20 protein-coding genes and 1 other RNA gene are annotated in these 21,718 nt (G+C 58.4%); 5 read left to right on the plus strand and 16 right to left on the minus strand.

Annotated features, from left to right (window positions below):
* Positions 1–34 precede the first annotated feature (34 nt).
* From ftsA to rsmI, 16 genes are all read right to left on the minus strand, one after another.
* Complete coding sequence (gene ftsA / locus ACQCLF_RS06030) at positions 35–1,270, minus strand: cell division protein FtsA (RefSeq protein WP_426985404.1); 1,236 nt, start codon at positions 1,268–1,270, stop codon at positions 35–37.
* 83 nt (positions 1,271–1,353) lie between these two features.
* Entirely contained in the window at positions 1,354–2,046 is a 693-nt protein-coding gene (locus tag ACQCLF_RS06035) for a cell division protein FtsQ/DivIB (protein ID WP_426985405.1), read from the minus strand.
* A 101-nt stretch (positions 2,047–2,147) separates the two neighbouring features.
* A complete protein-coding gene (locus ACQCLF_RS06040; RefSeq protein ID WP_426985406.1) occupies positions 2,148–3,092 on the minus strand; it encodes a D-alanine--D-alanine ligase in 945 nt (314 codons plus the stop codon).
* A 27-nt stretch (positions 3,093–3,119) separates the two neighbouring features.
* Entirely contained in the window at positions 3,120–4,508 is a 1,389-nt protein-coding gene (gene murC, locus ACQCLF_RS06045) for a UDP-N-acetylmuramate--L-alanine ligase (RefSeq protein ID WP_426985769.1), read from the minus strand.
* 43 nt (positions 4,509–4,551) lie between these two features.
* Positions 4,552–5,646: an undecaprenyldiphospho-muramoylpentapeptide beta-N-acetylglucosaminyltransferase gene (gene murG, locus ACQCLF_RS06050; protein WP_426985407.1), complete on the minus strand. Its 1,095-nt coding sequence runs from the start codon at positions 5,644–5,646 to the stop codon at positions 4,552–4,554.
* Positions 5,643–6,863, minus strand: coding sequence for a putative lipid II flippase FtsW (ftsW, locus tag ACQCLF_RS06055; RefSeq protein ID WP_426985408.1), 1,221 nt, complete (start codon positions 6,861–6,863; stop codon positions 5,643–5,645). The genes murG and ftsW overlap by 4 nt, the downstream gene beginning before the upstream one ends.
* Entirely contained in the window at positions 6,860–8,203 is a 1,344-nt protein-coding gene (gene murD / locus ACQCLF_RS06060) for a UDP-N-acetylmuramoyl-L-alanine--D-glutamate ligase (protein ID WP_426985409.1), read from the minus strand. The genes ftsW and murD overlap by 4 nt, the downstream gene beginning before the upstream one ends.
* A 16-nt stretch (positions 8,204–8,219) precedes the next feature.
* On the minus strand, positions 8,220–9,302 hold the full coding sequence (gene mraY / locus ACQCLF_RS06065; protein WP_426985410.1) for a phospho-N-acetylmuramoyl-pentapeptide-transferase: 1,083 nt from the start codon (positions 9,300–9,302) through the stop codon (positions 8,220–8,222).
* On the minus strand, positions 9,302–10,666 hold the full coding sequence (locus tag ACQCLF_RS06070; protein ID WP_426985411.1) for a UDP-N-acetylmuramoyl-tripeptide--D-alanyl-D-alanine ligase: 1,365 nt from the start codon (positions 10,664–10,666) through the stop codon (positions 9,302–9,304). Before ACQCLF_RS06070 ends, mraY begins: the two co-directional genes overlap by 1 nt.
* Entirely contained in the window at positions 10,663–12,228 is a 1,566-nt protein-coding gene (locus ACQCLF_RS06075) for a UDP-N-acetylmuramoyl-L-alanyl-D-glutamate--2,6-diaminopimelate ligase (protein WP_426985412.1), read from the minus strand. Before ACQCLF_RS06075 ends, ACQCLF_RS06070 begins: the two co-directional genes overlap by 4 nt.
* Positions 12,225–13,961: a peptidoglycan D,D-transpeptidase FtsI family protein gene (locus ACQCLF_RS06080; protein ID WP_426985413.1), complete on the minus strand. Its 1,737-nt coding sequence runs from the start codon at positions 13,959–13,961 to the stop codon at positions 12,225–12,227. Before ACQCLF_RS06080 ends, ACQCLF_RS06075 begins: the two co-directional genes overlap by 4 nt.
* Positions 13,954–14,256, minus strand: coding sequence for a cell division protein FtsL (gene ftsL, locus ACQCLF_RS06085; protein ID WP_426985414.1), 303 nt, complete (start codon positions 14,254–14,256; stop codon positions 13,954–13,956). Before ftsL ends, ACQCLF_RS06080 begins: the two co-directional genes overlap by 8 nt.
* Positions 14,257–14,272: 16 nt before the next feature.
* Positions 14,273–15,202: a 16S rRNA (cytosine(1402)-N(4))-methyltransferase RsmH gene (rsmH, locus tag ACQCLF_RS06090; RefSeq protein WP_426985415.1), complete on the minus strand. Its 930-nt coding sequence runs from the start codon at positions 15,200–15,202 to the stop codon at positions 14,273–14,275.
* A gap of 186 nt (positions 15,203–15,388) precedes the next feature.
* Positions 15,389–15,829: a division/cell wall cluster transcriptional repressor MraZ gene (gene mraZ, locus ACQCLF_RS06095; protein ID WP_426985416.1), complete on the minus strand. Its 441-nt coding sequence runs from the start codon at positions 15,827–15,829 to the stop codon at positions 15,389–15,391.
* 354 nt (positions 15,830–16,183) lie between these two features.
* Positions 16,184–16,535: RNase P RNA component class A (rnpB, locus tag ACQCLF_RS06100), an RNA gene on the minus strand.
* Positions 16,536–16,582: 47 nt separating this feature from the next.
* Positions 16,583–17,485: a 16S rRNA (cytidine(1402)-2'-O)-methyltransferase gene (gene rsmI / locus ACQCLF_RS06105; RefSeq protein ID WP_426985417.1), complete on the minus strand. Its 903-nt coding sequence runs from the start codon at positions 17,483–17,485 to the stop codon at positions 16,583–16,585.
* A gap of 114 nt (positions 17,486–17,599) precedes the next feature.
* Between rsmI and ACQCLF_RS06110 the strand changes: the two genes are divergently transcribed.
* Genes ACQCLF_RS06110 through ACQCLF_RS06130 form a run of 5 tightly spaced genes read left to right on the plus strand, consistent with a single transcriptional unit; the run spans position 17,600 to position 21,714 of the window.
* The gene (locus tag ACQCLF_RS06110; RefSeq protein WP_426985418.1) at positions 17,600–19,537 is read left to right on the plus strand and encodes a penicillin-binding protein activator; all 1,938 of its coding nucleotides are present in this window, start codon (positions 17,600–17,602) and stop codon (positions 19,535–19,537) included.
* Entirely contained in the window at positions 19,506–19,889 is a 384-nt protein-coding gene (locus tag ACQCLF_RS06115; RefSeq protein ID WP_426985419.1) for a YraN family protein, read from the plus strand. Before ACQCLF_RS06110 ends, ACQCLF_RS06115 begins: the two co-directional genes overlap by 32 nt.
* A 26-nt stretch (positions 19,890–19,915) precedes the next feature.
* Complete coding sequence (locus tag ACQCLF_RS06120) at positions 19,916–20,503, plus strand: D-sedoheptulose-7-phosphate isomerase (RefSeq protein WP_426985420.1); 588 nt, start codon at positions 19,916–19,918, stop codon at positions 20,501–20,503.
* A complete protein-coding gene (locus ACQCLF_RS06125) occupies positions 20,503–21,087 on the plus strand; it encodes a BON domain-containing protein (RefSeq protein ID WP_426985421.1) in 585 nt (194 codons plus the stop codon). Before ACQCLF_RS06120 ends, ACQCLF_RS06125 begins: the two co-directional genes overlap by 1 nt.
* A 27-nt stretch (positions 21,088–21,114) precedes the next feature.
* On the plus strand, positions 21,115–21,714 hold the full coding sequence (locus ACQCLF_RS06130; protein WP_426985422.1) for a LemA family protein: 600 nt from the start codon (positions 21,115–21,117) through the stop codon (positions 21,712–21,714).
* The last annotated feature ends 4 nt before the right edge of the window (positions 21,715–21,718 follow it).

Here is a 21,718-nt window from a genome sequence, read left to right on the forward strand (position 1 = left end):
AAATGTGACCAATCAAAAAGTTTTAGCGAAGCCATTAAAAATGGCTTTGAAACAGTTTTTTCAAGCGCCCGAACCAGGAGTCGTCGCTGTCTTTAACATGAGTAATAGCCCTCCCCTCTTGTTGCTGCTTGACGGCGTATTGCAGTAAACCAACGCCGGTTGAGTAAATCGGGTTGTTAACAATATCTTTCAGGCCGCGAATGTTCTGCGGCGCACCCAGGCGAACCGGCATATGAAAAATCTCCTCGGCCAGTTCCACCACGCCTTCCATTTTCGCGGTGCCGCCGGTCAGTACGATCCCGGCGGCGATCAGATCTTCGAAGCCACTGCGGCGCAGCTCGGCCTGCACCAGCGTGAACAATTCGTCGTAACGCGGCTCGACCACCTCGGCCAACGCTTGTCGTGACAGATCCCGAGGCTGGCGATCCCCCACACTGGGTACTTTGATCGTCTCATCCGGGCCAGTCAGTTTAGCCAGCGCGCACGCGTACTTGATTTTGATTTCTTCGGCATGCGGCGTGGGTGTGCGAAACGCCATGGCAATATCATTGGTCACCTGATCACCCGCGATCGGAATCACGCCGGTGTGTCGAATGGCGCCTTCTTTGAAAACGGCAATATCCGTCGTACCGCCGCCGATATCCACCACGCAAACGCCGAGTTCTTTTTCATCATCGGTCAGCACGGAGAAGCTGGAAGCGAGCTGTTCCAGAATGACATCCTCCACCTCAAGACCGCAGCGGCGAATGCATTTTTCAATGTTTTGTGCGGCGTTGACGGCGCAGGTCACCAAATGCACTTTCGCTTCCAGGCGCACGCCCGACATCCCCAGGGGCTCTTTGACGCCCTCCTGGTCGTCGATCAAAAATTCTTGCGGCAGTATGTGCAGAATTTTCTGATCCGCCGGAATCGCTACCGCTTGAGCCGCATCGATCACCCGTTCGAGATCCTGCGGGTACACTTCACGGTCGCGGATGGCCACGATGCCATGGGAGTTGAGGCTGCGGATGTGGCTGCCGGCGATCCCGGCATACACAGAGTGGATCTGGCAGCCTGCCATCAATTCAGCCTCTTCAACCGCTCTCTGGATCGACTGAACGGTGGACTCGATGTTAACCACCACACCCTTTTTCAGGCCGCTGGAACGATGGGAGCCAATACCCACCACTTCCACGTCACCTTCGGGGGTAATGGCACCGACAATAGCCACGACTTTGGATGTGCCAATATCCAACCCAACAATCATTTTGTTGTCAGCTACATGGGCCATTGTACGAACCTCGTTTGCATGTCACTGTTTTCCATCGGTTGCTGTTCTGCTGTGTTGTCGTCTTTAAGGACCGGTCTTCGGCCTTACTCATCGTCATCGTCCGTTGCATCTTTCCAGGCTACCGCCACGCCGTTTTGGTAACGCAAATCCACTTGTTTCACCTCGTCCCACTGGCGTTGCAGTCGGCGATCAAACACCAGGGCGAATCGCTGCATTTTCTCCAGCACCTGGTCCCGACCCACCACCAGCACAACACCATCGGCCAATATCAATCGCCACGCACTTTTCCGATCGCTGTGCAGCGCCTTGATCGCTAGTCCCCGATGCCGCAGCAACTGGGAAAGATCCTGATACCGGGCCATCATGCTTGCCGCATCTCTGTCCGACCCTTTCAGTTCCGGCAAACTCTCGAGTGCCGACAAATCGTCCACCGCAATAATATCGCCGCGGCGGTTGAGAAACCCGGTGTCGCCCCAGCGGGCAATGGGCTCCTCTTCATAAATTCTGACCTGCAATCCATCCGGCCAACGCCGACTCAACGACGCCCTGGCAATCCAGGGTTCAGCTTCCAGTGCTGCTTTAATCTGAGCGAGATCCATTTTCAGAAATCCTTCTCCCAACTGCTCGCTCAACAGCGTTTCCACTCGCTCGCGACTCAAGTACCGAAACGCCCCTTCTACACTCACTTCCGCAACGGGTCGATTGAACCAATGGCTCAGCGGGGTAAGCGCCCAGCCCGCTAATCCTCCCAGGCCAATCAACAACAACGCTGGCAACCCCCACCGCCTTATGCCTGCGGTCACCGGCGCCCAGCGTCGCCGGGGAGAGGCTTTCCGACTGGCACCCCGCGTGGGCGAGCTTCTGCGCAAGCCGCTGTTCATGACTCCCGGCAAGACGCCCCAATAATCCGCTGAACCAGTGTCACAAAATCCATTCCCGCCGCGCGGGCCGCCATCGGCACCAGGCTGTGGCTGGTCATACCCGGCACTGTGTTCACTTCCAGTAAATAGAAATGACCGTGCTGGTCCGCCATCACATCCACTCGGCCCCACCCGCGACAACCGAGGCTGTCGAAAGCGTTCAGTGCCAATGATTTCAAAGCCTGCTCACGCTCCTCTTCCAGCCCGCAGGGGCACAGGTAACGTGTGTCATCGGCCAGATACTTGGCATCGTAATCGTAGAAACGATGCTCGGTTTCCAGTCGAATGGGTGGCAATGCTTCGCCGCCCAGAATCGCCACCGTATATTCGCTGCCCACGATCAAGCGCTCAACCAGAACACTGCCGTCGTAACGCGCGGCCAGGGCATAGGCGTCGGCCAGCTCTTTCCCCGACTGCACCCGGGCCATGCCTATGCTGGACCCTTCGTGCGCCGGTTTGACGATGGCATCGCCGCCGAGTGTCTTCAGAATCTGATCCCAGTCACTGTCGTCAGACAAGAGCGCGAACTCCGGAGTCGATAATCCTATGCCCGCCCACAACTGTTTACTGCGCAGCTTGTCCATCGCCAATGCCGACGCGGCCACTTCGCTGCCGGTGTAGGGAATACCGAGGTATTCCAGCACTGCCTGAATACGTCCATCTTCCCCGCCGGGGCCGTGCAGGGCGATAAACGCAAGGTCCATCGGGCTGTCTTGAAGCTGCTTGACAGCATCGCGACCAATGTCGATACCAAAGGCATCCACGCCGCCTTGCTGCAGCGCATCCAATACCGCTTTGCCGGTTTGCAGCGAGATTTCCCGCTCGGCGGAGGTGCCGCCAAAAAGCACACCCACCCGACCGGCAAACGGCTGTGTTTCATTCACTGTTGTGGCCTTGTTCATGCTCACGTCTGCTTCTACCTTCTATGCTCAACGCAATTCGCGTCGGGCCAGTTCTACCGCCAGCGCGCCGACATTCCCGGCGCCCTGGGTAATCACAATGTCACCGGGCTGGACGATGTCCCGCACCACATCCGGCACATCGTCTACAGACTCCACGAAAATCGGTTCCACCGAACCGCGCAAGCGGATACTGCGGCTCAGGTGGCGTCCATCCGCGCCGGGGATAGGATCTTCGCCAGCGCTGTACACTTCCAATAACACCAGCTGGTCAACCGAGGACAGTACTTCCACAAAGTCTTCGTAAAGATCGCGGGTACGGGTGTACCGATGCGGCTGATACACCATCACCAACCGACGCTCCGGCCAGCCATCCCGAATCGCGGCAATCGTTGCGGCCACTTCGCGCGGGTGATGACCATAGTCATCCACCAACATGGCATCCTTATCTCCCACGCGGAAATTGCCGTACACCTGAAAGCGCCGCCCCACACCAGCGAAATTTTTCAAGCCTTCCTGAATCGCCGAATCACTCACGCCCTCATCAGACGCAACGGCTACCACCGCGGTCGCATTGAGTACGTTGTGAAGGCCGGGAATGTTCAACTCAATCGACAACGGTTCATCCCGATCCGGGCGCAACACTTCAAACTGCGTGCGCATTTTGTCTTTCGTGACATTCACGGCCCGGAAGTCACAATGCTCATCGAACCCATAAGTCAACGTGGGACGTGACAGCTCTGGAATAATGTCCTGAATGACCGGGTCGTCGCCACACAACACCGCGAGTCCATAGAACGGAAGATTGTGAATAAACTCGACAAAGGTACGCTTCAACTGATTGAAATCGCCCCCGTAGGTGTCCATATGATCCGCATCGATATTCGTGACGATGGCCACCATTGGCTGCAAGTGCAAAAAAGAGGCATCGCTTTCGTCCGCCTCTGCCACCAAATAGCGGCTTGCCCCCAACTGCGCGTTGCTACCAGCGCTGTTCACCAGACCGCCGATAATGAACGTCGGGTGACGACGACCCGCCGCGAGCACGGAAGCCATTAAACTGGTGGTCGTGGTTTTACCGTGCGTACCCGCAACCGCAATGCCGTGACGATAACGCATCAATTCGCCCAGCATCTCGGCACGTCTGACAATCGGGATACGACGCTCCCGCGCGCTTTCCATTTCCGGGTTGTCCGCTTTAACAGCGCTGGAGTTCACCACCACATGTGCATCGGCCACATTGTCCGCCCGATGACCAATAAACACAGTGGCGCCCATGGCCGTCAGTCGCCGTGTGGTCGACGACTCTTTCAAGTCCGAGCCGGTAATCTCGTAACCCTGATTCAACAACACCTCGGCAATACCGCTCATACCCGCGCCACCGATACCAATAAAATGGATGCGGCGAATACGGCGCATTTCGGGCACTTCGTAATGTTGCACGGCTTTATCCACAGCGTTATTACCCACGAGCTACCTCAATACAGTGTTCAGCCACTACCTGCGCCGCTTCGGGGCGAGCCAGTGCGTGACCTTTCATCGCCATCTCGAGCAACCTCTGGCGATCAGAAAATTCTTCACGAATCAGCGCGGCCAGTTTTTCCGCATCCAAGTCCCGTTGGGATACCGCTTCCGCCGCTCCCGCGTTTACCAGTACCGCCGCGTTGTGTGTCTGGTGATCATCAATGGCGTGAGGAAACGGAATCAACAACGCCGCCAAACCGACGGTCATCAATTCCGACACCGTCAAAGCGCCCGCCCGGCAGATAACCCAATCGGCCCAGTGGTAAGCCTCGGCCATATCCTCAATAAAGGCCTCCACCTGCGCGTCCACGCCCAACTGCTCATACAGCGCCTGTGTCGCATCGCGATGCGCCGCACCGGTTTGATGACGAACCTCGGGGCGTCCCTCGTCGGGCAACCGCGCCAGCGCCTCTGGCAACAATTCGTTGATCGCCTTCGCCCCCAGACTGCCGCCCAGCACCAGCAATCGCAAAGGCTGCTGCGCACGATTCGCAAAGCGCACCTCCGGTCCGGCGATGGCCGCCAATTCCCGGCGCACAGGGTTGCCCACTGTCTGAGCACCTTTCAGTCTCGTCGGGAAGGCCGTCAACACCCGTTTTGCCATTGGGGCGAGATACCGGTTGGTGGTTCCAGGCACGGCGTTCTGTTCATGAATGACCAAAGGCTTGAACGACAACACCGCGGCCAATCCCCCAGGGCCTGACGCAAAACCGCCAAACCCCACCACCACATCCGGACGAAAGCGCCGAATGACGTTGAGTGCCTGAACCACAGCCGCCAGAATCAAAAACGGCGCCTTGAACAAACCCACAACACCCCGGCCGCGCACGCCCTGCACAGAAAGGCAGTGCAACGAAATGCCCGCTTCGGGCACCACTCGGGCTTCAATACCGCGTGCGGTTCCCAACCATGCCAACTGATAACCTTGCGCCCGCAGTTCACGTGCCACGGCCAGTGCCGGGAACACATGGCCACCAGTGCCACCTGCCATAAGCAGCGCCTTGCGAGCGTTGGGAGAGGCTGGTGTCATCATGCTGCCTCCCTCAGTTGAGCCCGTACCGACACCGGGCGAATACGCGCACTGGAGGAACGAACGACGGAGACCGCCTGACGCTGTTCCCAGTCCACCCGAATTACAAAAGCCACCAACGCACAACCCACCAACAAACTGCTGCCGCCATAGCTGATGAATGGCAGGGTCAGCCCTTTGGTGGGTAGAAGCCCGGAGGCGACTCCGACATTAATAAACACCTGGCAAGTGAGCAGAATCGCAATGCCGTAGGCCGCGAACGCCGCAAAAAGCCGGTTGGCAGACAGACTGGCCCGCGCGATTCGGAACACCCGCACAATCAACGCCGCAAACACGCCAAGAATCGCCACCAGTCCAGTCAGTCCCAGCTCTTCCGCCATAATGGCGGCAATAAAATCGGTGTGCGCCTCGGGCAGATAAAAAAGCTTTTGCAAACTGTTGCCCAACCCGAGGCCAAACCACTCACCACGCCCAAAGGCGATAAGTGATTGCGTCAACTGATAACCGGAATCAAACTGGGCGGCCCAGGGGTCGAGGAACGTCACCAGCCGCTGCATGCGATAGGGCTCAAAAATAGCCAGCGCTGCCAGCGCTGCCAGCGCGCCAATCAACAGCAATCCAAAGTGCCACAATTTGACGCCGGCGATAAACATCATCGCCAGTGCGACTCCGGCGAGTACCACCGCACTGCCGAAATCCGGTTGCAGCAACAACAAGATGCACACCAACGCCAGCACCAGGATGGGTTTCACAAACCCCTGCCACCCGGTATACAGTTCCTGGTGTCGACGGGCAAAGAAACTGGCAAAAAACAATACGGCGGCAAACTTGGCCACTTCCGACACCTGAACAGAAATAACACCGAGATTCAGCCAGCGACGCGCTCCATTTACCTCTCGCCCAATACCCGGCACCAACACCACGCACATAAGAACCAGTGTGGCCACCATTAACCAGCCCGCGTGTTGCTGCCACCGTTTAATCGGAACGGCCGCCACGACCAACGCACCCAACAGGCCGAGTACCAGGTAGAAACCATGGCGCTTGGCGAAAAACCAGGGGTCACCATACTGCTCTGACGCAAACGCAATGGAGGCCGAAGTAATCATCACCAGCCCAATACTGAGCAGTGCCAGCCACAATGCAATTAAGGTACGATCCGCTCCGCCGCGAAACACACCGACCGACTCTTCCCACTGCTGTTTGAGCCACTCGATCATGACAGTTCCTCCACCGCTTGCCGGAACTGATCGCCCCGATCCTGGTAGTTGCGGAACATGTCGAAGCTCGCACAGGCCGGAGATAACAACACCACATCGCCCGATTCGGCGACCTCAGCGGCTTTTTCCACCGCCTCACTCATGCTGCCAGCGCGAATTGTGGTCGCCAGTTCGTCGAGGGTTTCTTCAAGCTGAGCGGCGGCGCGACCGATCACCACGACAGCCCTGACATAGCTCGCGACCGGTTTGCGCAAATCGGTAAACGCCACACCTTTAGGATCGCCTCCGGCAATCAACACCACTTTGCCGTCGGCTGGTGCCAGCCCTTCAATAGCAGCAACGGCAGCGCCCACATTTGTGCCTTTGGAGTCATTGAAAAACGTGACACCATTGCGCTCTGCCACCCATTCACAACGGTGGGGGAGACCAGTGAAATGACGCAATGTTTCTTTCATGGACTCCATGGGCAGACCGGCGGCATAACCCAGCGCCAAAGACGCCAGCGCATTGTCCACGTTATGGCGGCCGCGAATTTTCAACTCGCTCGTGGCCATCAGCGGCGTCAACTGCCAGTACAGCCAATCCTCACCGTTGTGTTCTGCTACTCCAAAGCGCTTGAACTCCGGGCGACCACCGAACGTAATCGGCACCGCGCTAACACTCATCGGCGGCTGCGTCAGAACACTCTGACTGTTGTACACCACCTGCTCGGCTCCGAAATAAACGCGCAGCTTGGCCTGATGATAGGCTGGCATGTCGGCATAGCGATCCAGATGATCGGCACTGACATTCAGAATCGTCGCCACCTTGGCGCCGAGCTTGCTCACGCTTTCCAGTTGGAAACTGGATAACTCCAACACGTACAGTTCAACATCATCGGTCAGCAGGTCCAGCGCCGGTGTTCCAAGGTTGCCCCCGACGGCCACCTTCACGCCCGCGTCCGACGCCATTTGTCCCACCAGCGTGGTGACTGTGCTTTTGGCGTTGGAGCCGGTAATCGCGATCATCGGCGCCGTCGCGTAGCGAGTGAACAACTCAATGTCACCCACCAGCCGTGCGCCAGCATTGCGCGCCTGCTGTAGCGCCGGGGTGCGCAAATCAATGCCGGGGCTGACCACTACCTCTTCCTGCTGTCCCAGCCACTGCGGGTCCAGTGGCCCGAACTGGACACGCTGTGCGCCGAACTCGCGCACTAATTCTTCGCGCTGCGGATGGTTTTCGCGAGTATCAAGCAACTTGAACGCCTGGCCCCGGCGCACCAGAAAACGCGCCACCGAGACGCCGGTAATACCGGCGCCGACAATGGCCGTTTGGCAACTGGTGGCGATTAACTGAGGCACAGTGTTCACAGCTCCACTAACGCAGTTTCAAGGTCGCCAGTCCGAAAGAGACCAGCATGACAGTAATAATCCAGAAGCGCACAATCACGCGCGGCTCTGGCCAGCCTTTCAATTCAAAATGGTGATGCAGCGGCGCCATGCGGAAAATCCGCCGACCCGTTAACTTATAAGACGCCACTTGAAGGATCACAGAGACGGTCTCCATCACGAAAATACCGCCCATAATGAACAAGACGATTTCGTGTCGCACAATCACGGCAATCACTCCGAGCGCAGCACCGAGTGCGAGTGCGCCGACATCCCCCATGAACACCTGCGCCGGGTAGGTGTTGAACCAGAGAAAGCCGAGCCCCGCCCCCGCGAGTGCGGCGCAGAAAATTACCAGCTCGCCCGCTCCGGGGATGTGGGCAATGTGCAGGTAACTGGCAAACTCCACGTGACCCGACAGATAAGCAATGACGCCCAGTGCCGCACCCACCATGACGGACGGCATGATCGCCAGCCCATCCAGTCCATCGGTCAGGTTCACGGCGTTACTGGAGCCGACAATCACAAAGTAGGTCAGCACCAGATAGAAAACGCCAAGGTCCAGTGCCACATTCTTGAAAAACGGAACAAACAGCTGGGTTTCTGCCGGAGTGATGGCGGTGTAGTACAAAAACAACGCCGCGCCCAGTCCGCCGACGGACTGCCAGAAGTATTTCCAGCGCGCAGGCAACCCGCGCGAATTGGCGTGCACGACTTTGCGATAGTCATCCACCCAGCCCACAGCGCCGAATATCGCGGTGACAACCAGCACCACCCACACGTAACGATTCGTCAGATCACTCCACAGCAACGTGCTGATAAAAATCGCCGCCAGGATGAGGGTGCCGCCCATGGTGGGCGTCCCGGATTTGCTCAAGTGCGTCTGTGGTCCATCGGTGCGCACGGCCTGGCCGATTTGCAGATAGTTCAAGCGACGAATCACCCAGGGCCCCAGTAGCAGCGACAAGCCGAGTGCGGTCAGAACGCCGAGAATTGCGCGCAACGTCAGATACTGAAACACGGCCATGCCGCGCCAGTATTCCTGTAGATAGTCTGCCAGCCACAGTAGCATTAGCGGGATTCTCCACTTTCGCTCAGACCGCGCACGATTCGATCCATTTCGGCGCTACGGGAGCCTTTGATTAACACTCGGGTATCTCCATTCAATTCGCCCTTGAGGGCTTCAATCATTGTGTCGTGATCGGGAAACGTCTCTGCCCCCTCGCCAAACATTTTGGCCGCGCCTGCACTCAGTGGACCCAATGTCAGCAATCGGTCAACACCGCGCTCGCGCGCCAGCGCGCCGACCTCATCGTGCAACGGCGCGCTGTGCTCACCCAGTTCCCCCATATCGCCCAGCACGAGAATGCGACGGCCAGGCTGGGAAGCCAACACATCGATAGCGGCCCGCACCGACCCCGGGTTGGCGTTGTAGCTGTCGTCGATAATCAGCGCTCCGCCCCAACCGCGACACGCGGACATACGTCCGGCCACCGGCTCGAAGCCCTCCAGGCCGCGTGCAATCGCTTGCGCGGAAAGGCCGAGAGCATAAGCGCACCCCGCTGCGGCCAGAGCGTTGCGCACGTTGTGCTCGCCGGGCGCCACAAGCTGTACCCGGGCTTGTTCTTTGGCCACCACCAACGTGAAGGTGGTGCCATCCGGGCGGTAGTGAATGTCCTGTGCGAAGCAGTCGCAACGCTCGTTATTCAGCGAAACGCTGACGATTCTTTGTGACGGCAGTGTTTGTAACCAGCCCTCGGCAAACGCATCATCCTGGTTAATCACCGCCGTGCCATCCGTCGGCAAGGCCTGATAAATTTCTCCTTTGGCCCGCGCCACTCCGGCCACCGACCCAAAGCCTTCCACGTGAGCTGGCATCACGTTATTAATCAGTGCGACATCGGGCGAGGCCCATTGGCAGTAGCTGGCAATCTCACCTGGGCCGCTGGCCCCCATCTCAATCACAGCGTATTGATGGTGAGCTTCCAGTTCCAGCAAGGTGAGGGGCACCCCGATGTGGTTGTTCAAATTGCCGCGCGTGGCCAGAACGCTGCCCGCTCGCACCAGAATGCCGGCCAGCATGGTTTTTACCGTGGTTTTCCCGCTGCTGCCGGTAATCGCCACCAGCGGCCCGGCGAAACGTTCGCGATTTACCTTGGCGATTTTCCCCAGAGCGGGCAACGTATCGGGAACTACCCATTGCGGCACGGCCAACTCAGGCAGAGGTTTCGCCACGACGAGTGCGCAGGCGCCACGCTCAACCGCCGTTTCAGCAAAATCGTGACCATCAAAACGTTCGCCTTTAATGGCAAGGAACAGGTCGCCATGACGAATCGTGCGGGTGTCGATACCCAGCCGTTGAAATTCGGCATCCCCGTTCAATAAGTCACCGCCGAAGCGCTGGGCGAGTTCCGAGAGCATCATCGGTCCGATCATGCGATACCCTCCGCTGAAAGCTGCTTGTTCAGTCGCCGACGCAGGGAATGGCTGACCACATCCCGATCGCTAAACGCTATCGTTTCCGTCGCAAATATCTGGTAATCCTCATGCCCTTTCCCTGAGACCAGGACCGTGTCTCCCGCGCGCGCCTGTTGAATGGCGAGATCGATGGCCTGCGCGCGGTCGGCAATGACCAAACACTGGTGATCATTGTTCATCCCTTTGAGAATATCCGCCGCTATTTGTGCCGGGTCTTCAGTACGGGGGTTGTCGTTGGTCACCACAACATAATCGCTAAGCTGCTCGGCAATGCGCCCCATTAGTGGCCGCTTGCCACGATCGCGATCGCCCCCACAACCGAACACACACCAAAGCCGCCCGGTGTTATGTTTGGCCATGGCTTTCAGAGTGTTTTCCAGTGCGTCAGGCGTGTGGGCATAGTCGACCACGACCTGCACGTCCTGGCGTTGCTCGTCCAGGACCACCGGTTCCATGCGCCCCGGTGCCGGACGCAATGTCGGCGTCGCGGCCAGGGCTTCCGCCAGCGGCATACCCGCAGCGCACAGTGCGGCGATGGAACCCAGCAGGTTAGACAGATTGAACTCTCCAAGCAGCGGACTGTGCAATTCCCCCTCGCCCCACGGCGAATGCATCAGGGCGCTGACGCCGGAACGCTGCTCCACACGGTCTGACACCCAGATATCCGCGTCTTCCTTATTGAGGGAATAACGCAGCGTTTTGACCGAGGCGGGCGCTTTTTCGGACAGCGCATTGGCCCAGTCATCGTCGGCATTTAAAAGAGCGGTTTGCAAACCAGGCTGCTGCAAAATCAGCGCCTTGGCGTCGCCGTAGGCTTTCAGGTCACCGTGGTAATCCAGGTGATCACGGGTCAGGTTAGTGATCAGTACCACCGGCATGGAAACGGCCGCTGCCCGACGCTGAACCAGGCTGTGAGAGGACACTTCCATCGCAACCGTGTGCGCGCCCTGCTGCACAAGCTCGTGCAACATTTTTTGCAGGCTTGCCGCGTCCGGCGTGGTTAACCCCGTGTGGGTCAAATTCGCCAGTTCATCCGTCAAGCCGTAGCCCAGTGTTCCGATCACGGCGGCGGGTCCCTTGCGATCCGCTCGGGCGGCGGCCAATTGAGCCATCAGCAATGCGCAGCTGGTTTTACCATTGGTGCCCGTTACGCCGATGACCGTGGCCCGCTTGCTGGGAGCTTCGTACAGACGATCCGCGAGAGCACTGAGCTGCGCCGCTAATAACGGCACTTCCACCACGGGCACTTTAACCACTGGCACATTGACCACTTCACCGGGGAATGCCTCTACTGGAGTGTCAGCCTCCACCAGAGCCGCTACGGCTCCGTTTGCGACAGCGTCTTCTATATAGTCACGTCCGTCAGTCACATCACCTTTAAGCGCAACAAATACGTCACCGGGCACCACCTTGCGGCTGTCCAGCGCCAATCCACTCACCTGTGGATCACCACCACCCACGGCGGCAGAGGTGAAACCCGCCAGCAATTCAGACAAGTAGACATTCCGGAGCGCGCTCATGACCAAGGCTCCCCGGAAGATTTCTTTTCATCGGCCACAGACCCACGGTCCGGCAACACCGGGGGTTCCTGGAGAAGGCGCAACGCACCCTCAGCCACCCTGGAAAAGATGGGAGCTGCTACCTGCCCACCGAAGTATCGTTCGTCCGAGGGTTCATCAATGATGACGGCCGCTACAATGCGCGGATTATCCACCGGTGCCATCCCGACAAACGAGGCAATATAGCGATTCTCCACATAACCACCCACGCCGACCTTGTGTACGGTCCCGGTTTTACCGGCGACCGGGTAAGCGGAGATTTCCGCCCGGTGCGCAGTACCATCTGAACCCACGGCGTGCCTCAGCATGCCCACCACTTTGTCGGCCAGCGCTTCATCGACCACCCGCTCAGGTTCAGGCACATGGTCGACTCTGAGCAGGGAAGGCGTTTGTTTCAATCCGCCATTCGCCACCGTGGCATACGCATTAGCCAATTGCATGACGGTCAGGTTCAGGCCGTAACCGAACGCGTAGGTCGCACGCTGAATCGGTCGCCAGTTTGCGTAATTGGGCAGCAACCCCACCGCTTCACCCGGAAAGCCGGTACCCACGGCCTGCCCGATACCGAGGCGACGGTACATATTGCGAATCACCGCCGGGTCAAGTTTTAGTGCCAGCTTGCTCATTCCCACCTGACTGGACTTGGCAATCACGCGAGTTAAGGTCAGGGGACCGTAGTTCACCGGATCAAGTAGCGTTTTGCGACCGACCTGAACATAGCCGGGCGTCGTGTCGATCACCGTATCGGGAGTAAAGTTGCCGGTTTCCAGAGCGGCCATCACCGCAAAGGGTTTCATCGTGGAGCCCGGCTCGAACAGGTCGGTAAGCGCGCGGTTACGCAGCGCATCGGAACGCAGACCCGACCGATCATTGGGGTTATAGGAAGGCTGATTGGTCATGGCCAACACTTCACCGGTGTGGACGTCGATAATCACCAACGAACCGCCTTTGGCATGATTAGCCCGCACAGCTTCTTTAAGTTCACGGTGCGCCAGGTATTGCAAACGCAGATCGATACTGAGCGCCAGGTTACGACCCGGCCGGGCCGATTTGACCAGTTGCAGTTCCTTGACGGTGCGACCCCGCAAGTCTTTCAAAACCTGCTTGGCACCACTCTCGCCAGAGAGCCAGGCATCGTAAGCCAGTTCGATACCTTCCTGCCCGCGATCGTCGACATCGGTAAAGCCCACCAAATGCGCTGCAACCTCACCGGCCGGGTAAAAGCGGCGATATTCCCGCTGGCTGTAGACACCCGGCACCTCCAGCGACAACACCGTTTCCGCAGCGTGAGGCGCCATGTTGCGCTTGAGGTACATGAACTCCTTACCGCTGTAGCGGGACAGACGCCCCTCCAGATCCGACTCCGGCATATCCAGCGCCCGCGCCAGCTCGCTCCAGCGCTCCGGGGATTGCAGCAACACTGAGGGATCCGCCCACAGCGTGGTCACCGGCGTACTGACAGCCAGCGGCTCACCATTACGATCCGTAATTACGCCTCGATACGCACTGACGGGTTCGGTCCGCAAGGTGCGCGCCTGCCCCTGCCCCTGTAAGAACTGATAACCCTGATCGGTGTGCGGCAGCACCTGCAAGCTGGCAAGACGCCAAAGCAAAGCGGCCCCGAGCAGCACAACGGCCAGGGCCACCAGCCAGACTCGCCAGCGGGCGATTGTTAATGTCTGCCGCTTACTCATGGACCACCATCACAATGTCATCATCCGTGGGGAGGCGCAGATCCAGTTCGCGCCGTGCCAGCCGCTCTACTCGCGTGTAAGCTCCCCACGTGCTTTGCTCCAACATGTATTGGCCCCACACCACCTGTAGCTCAGCCGCCTCCCGACGCAAGGTTTCCAGGCGGTCGACCCGCTGCCGGGTTTGATGGGTGGAGGCAATCACCGCGAGCGCCGATACCATGACCAACAGCCACAACACCGCCACGCCCAGAGCGATGCTCCGGGGTGACGTCGGCTTGGCTGAGGTGTTGGCCATGATGCAAGCGCTCCGGTTATAGTTTTTCCGCAACGCGCATAATCGCGCTGCGGGCTCGAACATTCGCACTCACTTCCTGTGCTTCCGCCCGGGCGGCTTTCCCCAGGCTGCGTGCCCGCCGCTCCAGCTGGGCGTCTGTCACCGGCAGGCCTCGCGGCAAGGGCTCGCCTTGCTCCTGGCGCCGAATAAAGCGCTTGACCAGCCGATCTTCCAAAGAATGAAAGCTGATCACCACCAGCCGTCCGCCGGGTGCCAACACATCCATGGATTGCGCCAGAACAGCTTCCAGATCCGCCAGCTCACTGTTCACATGAATGCGAATTCCCTGGAAGGCCCGGGTGGCCGGGTGTTTTCCCTTTTCCCAGGCCGGGTTAGCGGCCTTGACGATCTCGGCCAGCTGTCCGGTACGAACAATCGGTCGCTCTGCTCTCGCACTGACAATGGCGCGGGCCATGCGCTTGCCAAACCGTTCTTCGCCGTACTCTTTCAATACTTGTGTAATTTCTTCCTCTGGAGCCTGGGCCAGCCACTCCGCCGCACTTTGGCCGCGCGTCTGGTCCATGCGCATATCCAGAGGGCCATCGTGCAGAAAACTAAATCCGCGCTCGGCATCATCCAACTGCGGAGAGGAAACGCCCAGATCCAGCAACAGTCCATTCACATGACCCTTCATCCCCAGCGCTTCGACCTGCTCGGCCAGCTCAGCGAATGACGCTTGAACCACGGAGAACCGATCATCGTCAGCGAAACGTCGGTGCGCCACGTCTATCGCGGCCGTATCCTTATCAAAGGCCAACAGACGTCCCTGGTCCGAGAGGCGATTGAGGATGGCGGCGCTGTGACCTCCCCGACCAAAAGTGCCGTCCACGTAGAAACCGTTGCGGTCTTGAATCAAGGCCTCAACCGCTTCATTCAGCAGCACTGTCTGGTGGGGCAGATCGCTCATTGCATCTCTATCTCGTTTCTGTTGACCAAGCCATCAGACGGCGTGTCTTCCAACTTGCCTCAGCGCCGACTCACGTTCACCGCTTACATTTATGGGTGAACTGAACCGGGCTGTTTTTGTTCGGCGACCGCCGTCTGTACTCCCTCACCCCTGTTCGGCCGATCCGGCGGCCTGGATCGCCTCGAATCAGAACGTCAGCGATTGCAATTCGGGGGAAATTTCAGTTTCCGCAGGCTCTTCCAGCAGGTCGAGCCAATGTTCTTCGTTCCACAGTTCAATTTTGTCCCCAAGCCCTACCAGCATCAGCTTCTTGTCGAGACTGGCAAAGCTGCGCAAGGTCGGCGGGACCAGAATTCGACCATTGCCGTCCATCTCCACCGGCGTGGCATAACCGATCCACAACCGCTGAATGCGACGGGCCGCCGGATCTAGTGTCGGCAGCGCCTGAATAGTCGGCAGCTTGGCCTGCCAGTCGGGCTCGGGGTATACCAACAGGCAACGCTCCTGCGTATGCGCGGTCAGCACCAGACGGCCATCGCACGAGGCGACCAACGACTCGCGAATGCGAGTCGGGATCGCCATGCGACCTTTTGCGTCCATATTGATGGCGTGACTGCCTGTGAGCACGATGCGTTTTCACCTGTTGGTTATGGGCCGACGAAACACTATTGACCACTTCGCCGAACTAAAAATCCACAAAAAACCACTAATAACCACTTTTTACCACTTAATGGCACACTATAAATCCGGCCCAACCAAAGTCAAGCAATAGAGAAGGAAAATGCGGCGAACTTCACGGCATCTGTCGGGAAAACTGTAGGGATACACAGGAAACTGCCAGAACGGCAACAAGAGGAAAGTCGGGTCTTTCTTAAACTTTCAACCAGTTGGCCAACAAACTTAAAGTATTACATTAAGTTTGTGATTTTTTAGCATTAAAAAGAGGAGGGGATAGAAGCGAAAGCTCTAAAAAAACAGGCAATACGGAGTCGGCCTGTAAGCCGGGTTCTGTCAAGGACAGTCATTCATCTGGGACACGCGTCACCGCGTACCTCAAGCGACCTACCCGAACCCGGTACGGGCCGCACCATTGGGTTCCTATTTGGTCTTGCTCCGAGTGGGGTTTACCATCGCCACGCACTGTTACCAGGCGCGCGGTGCGCTCTTACCGCACCCTTTCACCCTTACCGGCGACCAAGGCCGCTTAGGCGGTTTACTTTCTGCTGCACTTTCCGTGGACTCACGTCCCCCAGGCGTTACCTGGCACTCTGCCCTGTGGAGCCCGGACTTTCCTCCCCGGTGCGAACACCGAAGCGACTGCCGAGCCGACTCCGAGCCAAAAGGATACCGGCAGAGGCTGACGCGCGCAAGCGCGCCGTGTCACTGTGCTGACTTCTGCTCCAGCCCCCATTGGTACAACGCGTTCTTTTTAACACCGGTGATTTTCGCTCCGAGCGTTGCGGCCTGCTTTATGGGCAACTCCTCCAACAAAAGGGCCATTACCCGTTCGGCCTCCACCCCGAGCACACGCTCATGTCTCACCGGTGCGCCCGCCACCAACAACACAATCTCGCCCCGCTGCTGATTCGCATCCTGCCGCACAAATTCCACAAGCTCCCCCAACGGAGCCAACCGGATCGTTTCGAATGTTTTCGTCAGCTCACGGGCCAGCACGGCGGATCGCTCCTCCCCAAACACTTTGGCCATGGCTTCCAGGCATGCCAGCACGCGATGGGGTGCCTCGTAAAAAATCAGCGTCTGGGTCTCTTGTGCGAGGGCGCTGAGCCACTGTTCACGAGCCTGGGCTTTCGGGGGCGGGAACCCCTCAAAGGAAAAACGATCTGAAGGCAGACCCGAGGCACTCAACGCCGCCACCAGTGCGCAGGCTCCAGGCACCGGCACCACGGATACTCCGCGCTGTCGAGCGGCACGCACCAGGCGAAATCCGGGATCGGACACTAAAGGGGTGCCGGCATCTGAAATCAGCGCGATGTTATCGCCACCGAGCAAACGCTCGATCAACTGATCGGTTTTGTGCGCATCATTGTGGTCATGATACGAGATGGCGGGTGTCGTGATCGAAAACTGAGACAGAAGTCTCGCACTATGGCGGGTATCCTCAGCCGCAATCAGATTGACCGATTGTAGAATTTCCACCGCACGGGGTACCATATCGCCCAAATTGCCGATGGGTGTGGCAACGACGTACAAAACACCGCCGCCCTCAATACCATCGAGAGCGCCATCGAGTTCACGGTTGTTGGACGCAAGGCTGTCATTCATGGCGTTTGCCTTTTGGTTACATCGCCCTGGCCGACTACCCGACAAGGGCTTGTTAAGTTGTGGCTTTGCCGGACCGAGGAACGACTGGCCGACACATCACTGGAGAAACGCATCATGCATTATCGGGGACCTTTAGGCACCTTGTCGGCCCTGTCGGCCTGGCTACTGGTGGTTTGGTTGCTAGCCAGTTGCAGCAGTACCCCGCCCTCCGAGACAGGCCCTCAGGGAGAGGAATTATTGTCTCGCGAAGCCGTAGAGGCACGAATCAAATCTCTCGTAGATGAAGCTCGTGCCAGCCAATCCCCGCAGCGCGAGCGCTACCTTCTGGAGGCCGCCGACCTTCTGGTAGACCAGCAAGAGTTTGACTGGGCGCGCAACCTGCTGAGTTCCATCGACAGTCGCCAGCTCGATCCTGTCGCCTTTCGGCTCCACACGGAGCTGCTGGGCACACTGGCACTGGATGAAGGCTCCTATTATTTAGCGGAGCGCATTTTAACCAACCCCCGCCTCGAACAACAGTGGAGCGAGATGAGCCCTGAGCGGGAGATTGCCCTGCGCGAGCTGCGGGCTCAGCTGTTCAACCGCACGGGACAGGTGATAGCCAGTGTCAAAGAACGCATCCAACTGGACAGCCTGCTGGCCGAGGAAATCTCGGCCACCGAAAACCGGGAAGCCCTATGGCAAGGTCTGATGAGCCTCTCGCGAGAGGAACTGGAAACCGCCTCCGACGAGGCAGAGGAGCGCCAGCTGCAAGGATGGCTAAGCCTCGCCGCGATCAGCAAAAATAACCAGGCCAACCTAGAGCGCCAACAAAGCCGTATCGATCAATGGCAAAGCGATTGGCCCGATCATCCGGCCAACCGCCACCTGCCCAATGATCTGCAACTGTTGAGGAAAATGATCGAACAGCAGCCCCGACAGATCGCCCTGTTGTTACCAGAGGAAGGGACGTTGGCCCGAGCCGCTGACGCTGTGCGCGACGGTTTCCTCGCGGCTTATTACCGTTCTCAACAGGAGCAAAGCCGGGTCCCGCAAATCCGCCAATACAATACCAGCGGCGACACCGACATACTCGATCTGTATGAGCAGGCGATTGCCGAAGGTGCCGATCTGATCATCGGCCCTCTGGACAAGGAGAAGGTTCAGCGCCTTTACGAGCAACCGGACCTCCCCATTCCGGTGTTGACGCTAAACTATATTGATGCGCCCATGGATCAGGAGCGTCCCGAGGCGCCCGAAGGGCTGTACCAGTTCGGTCTGGCCGCCGAAGACGAAGCTCGCCAGGTGGCGCGCCGCGCCTATCAGGAAGGTCGCCGCAACGCCATGATTCTGGCCCCTGACCGCAACTGGAGTTCGCGTAGCGCCCAGGCTTTCACCGAAGAGTGGCGCGCGCTTGGTGGCGAAATTTCCATCGACAGCCAGTTCTCTGGCACTGATGATTATTCCAGCATTATCCAGCAGGCCTTGCTCATCGATCAAAGTCAGGCACGGCGACAGGCCGTCACGCGTCTGCTGGGAAGTTACCTCGAATTCGAGCCTCGTCGCCGCCAGGATATCGACATGATTTTCCTGATGGCCGAGCCCGGCCAGGGCCGACAAATTCGCCCCACCCTCGCGTTCCATTACGCCGGGGATCTGCCTGTGTACGCCACTAGCCACATCTATACCGGTGAGCAGGACACCAAAAGCAACCGGGATTTGAACGGTATCCGTTTTAACACCTTGCCCTGGCTGCTCGGCAACCATTTCGAAGAGAAAGCCACGCTGGCAGAGCACGCCAACGCACCCGCTATTTACGGTCGACTCCATGCCCTGGGCGTCGATGCGTACCGGCTTTACCCCAGACTCCCGCAACTGGAACAAGTCGAAGATGCCCGCCTTTACGGGGCGACCGGTGCCCTGCGTATGCGCCCCGGAAGCCGCATCGAACGGGAACTGGTCTGGGCACGATTTCAAGGCGGAGAGGCCCTGCCACTGGTCACCGTCACTCCACGTATGGACACTCAGGAGGAACAAGACAATGAGGAACTGCAACCACCCGGCGCGCGCTGAGCGAGGTCGCCTCGCTGAACAGGAAGCCGAGCAGTATCTGACCCGTCAGGGGTTGACTCTGCGCGAACGCAACTACCGCTGTAAACTGGGTGAAATTGACCTGATCATGGCGGATCGCGATACCCTGGTGTTCGTGGAGGTGCGGTTACGCACCCACCACGCGTTTGCCAGCGCCGCGGAAAGTGTGGATTACCGCAAGCAACAAAAGCTGCTTCGGGCCGCCCGGCATTATTTATTGCGAACGGGCCTGACCGATAAGGTCAACGGTCGTTTCGATGTCGTGGCGATCAACCCTCGCTCCGACAACGGCGAATCCATTATCTGGCTCAAGGACGCCTTTGGCGCTACTTGAGCCTGCACTGTGAGAACGGAACTACTATGGAACAACGGGTCATCACCCTGTTTCACGAAAGTATCGAAGCCACCATGCAAACTGGCGAAGAGCTGGCGCCCGCCATTGCCAGGGCCAGTGAAATCATGGTGGAAGCCCTGCTGAACGGCCACAAAATCCTGACCTGTGGCAATGGTATTTCCGCCGCGCAGGCTCAGATTCTAACCAACTGCCTGCTGCACCGGTTCGAACAGGAACGTCCGAGCCTGCCCGCTCTGCATATTGGTTCGGACCTGGTCTCTGGTAGCGCCATGGCCACCGACGGTGGCGGCAATGACGTGTACGCCAAACCGCTTCGGGCCGTCGGCCAGGAGGGCGATGTGCTGGTGCTGTTCACCAGCACCGGCAGCGACAGCAACCTGCTGCAAACCATCAGCGCCGCACACGAACGTCATATCCGTGTCATAGCATTAACCGGTGGTGATGGCGGGGACGCCGCCTCATTGCTGGATCACGGAGACATTGAGTTGCGTGCGGCCCTTCCTTCCCGCACGCGAGTACAAGAGGTACATTTACTGACGCTTTTCTGTCTGTGCGACTTGATTGATCAGCACCTGTTCGGAGGTTTTCACTGATGGGTTATCCGCGACTGTCTTTATTGACGCTGCCCCTGCTGCTATTGCTGCTGAACGCCACCGGCTGCACCACCATTGTCGGCGCCACCACCGATGAGCCCATCGAGCTCAATCCGGGCAAGCGCACATTTGGCATGCGTATCGATGACCAGCAAATCGAAACCATCGCCACCGTCAACATCAACAAGGTAAGCGATACCCTCTCCGATGCCCCCATCTCTGTACACAGCTACAACGCTGTAGTGTTGCTGGTCGGACAGGTTCCCAACCAGGATGTCCGCAGCCTTGCCGGGCGCACCGCCGGCCAGATTCACAGTGTGCGCCAGGTCCATAACGAACTTGAAGTCTCAGAGCCCATTTCGTTCATGACCCGGACCAACGACACCTGGCTCACCACCAAAGTCAAAACCAAGCTGTACGCCAGCCGCGATGTGGAAGGTGGCCGGGTGAAAGTCGTGACCGAGAACAGCAGCGTATACCTGATGGGTTTGGTCTCTCGCGCCGAAGCCGATAAAATCACCGATATCGTCCGCAACACGGGCGGTGTGCAACGAGTTGTGCGAGTATTCGAGTATATTGACTGAGTCGGCCTAATAACCAAGGATCTTGCTATGGACTTATCCACGCTTATCATTCTCGTGATCACCGGGTTGGTGGTCATTTACCTGATCAGTGTCTATAACCGCCTGGTCACGTTGAAAAACCGCTACCAAAACGCATTTGCCCAAATCGATGTACAACTGAAGCGCCGCTACGACCTGATTCCTAATCTGGTGGAAACTGCTAAGGGCTACCTCAGTCACGAGCGCGAAACCCTGCAAGCCGTTACCGAAGCCAGAAACCAGGCCATGGCCGGTTTGAACGCCGCTCGCTCCGCACCCGGTGATCCCCAGGCAATGGCCCAGCTCGGCGGTGCAGAGCAGGCGCTCGGCGGAGCCCTCGGCCGTCTCAATCTGGTCATGGAGGCCTACCCCGACCTGAAAGCCTCCGGCAACATGATGCAACTGAGCGAAGAGCTGACCAGCACCGAAAACAAAGTGGCGTTCGCCCGGCAGGCTTTCAACGACTCCGTGATGACCTACAACACCTACAAACAAAGCTTTCCTCCCGTCGCCATTGCCGGACTGCTCGGCCACAAAGAAGACGCCGCGCTATTGGAGTTCCAGGACCGGGAAGCCATTCAGGAAGCGCCCAACGTGTCTTTTCGTTAACACA

The sequence above is a fragment of the Marinimicrobium sp. ARAG 43.8 genome (genome assembly GCF_050113635.1).
Taxonomy (GTDB): domain Bacteria; phylum Pseudomonadota; class Gammaproteobacteria; order Pseudomonadales; family Cellvibrionaceae; genus Marinimicrobium.

Bases quoted from the DNA above. Each gene is read 5' to 3' on its own strand.
- ftsA (WP_426985404.1), bottom strand. From the start codon at position 1,270: ATGGCCCATGTAGCTGACAACAAAATGATTGTTGGGTTGGATATTGGC.
- ACQCLF_RS06040 (WP_426985406.1), bottom strand. From the start codon at position 3,092: ATGAACAAGGCCACAACAGTGAATGAAACACAGCCGTTTGCCGGTCGG.
- murC (WP_426985769.1), bottom strand. From the start codon at position 4,508: ATGCGCCGTATTCGCCGCATCCATTTTATTGGTATCGGTGGCGCGGGT.
- murG (WP_426985407.1), bottom strand. From the start codon at position 5,646: ATGATGACACCAGCCTCTCCCAACGCTCGCAAGGCGCTGCTTATGGCA.
- ftsW (WP_426985408.1), bottom strand. From the start codon at position 6,863: ATGATCGAGTGGCTCAAACAGCAGTGGGAAGAGTCGGTCGGTGTGTTT.
- mraY (WP_426985410.1), bottom strand. From the start codon at position 9,302: ATGCTACTGTGGCTGGCAGACTATCTACAGGAATACTGGCGCGGCATG.
- ACQCLF_RS06070 (WP_426985411.1), bottom strand. From the start codon at position 10,666: ATGATCGGACCGATGATGCTCTCGGAACTCGCCCAGCGCTTCGGCGGT.
- ACQCLF_RS06075 (WP_426985412.1), bottom strand. From the start codon at position 12,228: ATGAGCGCGCTCCGGAATGTCTACTTGTCTGAATTGCTGGCGGGTTTC.
- ACQCLF_RS06080 (WP_426985413.1), bottom strand. From the start codon at position 13,961: ATGAGTAAGCGGCAGACATTAACAATCGCCCGCTGGCGAGTCTGGCTG.
- ftsL (WP_426985414.1), bottom strand. From the start codon at position 14,256: ATGGCCAACACCTCAGCCAAGCCGACGTCACCCCGGAGCATCGCTCTG.
- rsmH (WP_426985415.1), bottom strand. From the start codon at position 15,202: ATGAGCGATCTGCCCCACCAGACAGTGCTGCTGAATGAAGCGGTTGAG.
- rsmI (WP_426985417.1), bottom strand. From the start codon at position 17,485: ATGAATGACAGCCTTGCGTCCAACAACCGTGAACTCGATGGCGCTCTC.
- ACQCLF_RS06110 (WP_426985418.1), top strand. From the start codon at position 17,600: ATGCATTATCGGGGACCTTTAGGCACCTTGTCGGCCCTGTCGGCCTGG.
- ACQCLF_RS06115 (WP_426985419.1), top strand. From the start codon at position 19,506: ATGAGGAACTGCAACCACCCGGCGCGCGCTGAGCGAGGTCGCCTCGCT.
- ACQCLF_RS06120 (WP_426985420.1), top strand. From the start codon at position 19,916: ATGGAACAACGGGTCATCACCCTGTTTCACGAAAGTATCGAAGCCACC.
- ACQCLF_RS06125 (WP_426985421.1), top strand. From the start codon at position 20,503: ATGGGTTATCCGCGACTGTCTTTATTGACGCTGCCCCTGCTGCTATTG.
- ACQCLF_RS06130 (WP_426985422.1), top strand. From the start codon at position 21,115: ATGGACTTATCCACGCTTATCATTCTCGTGATCACCGGGTTGGTGGTC.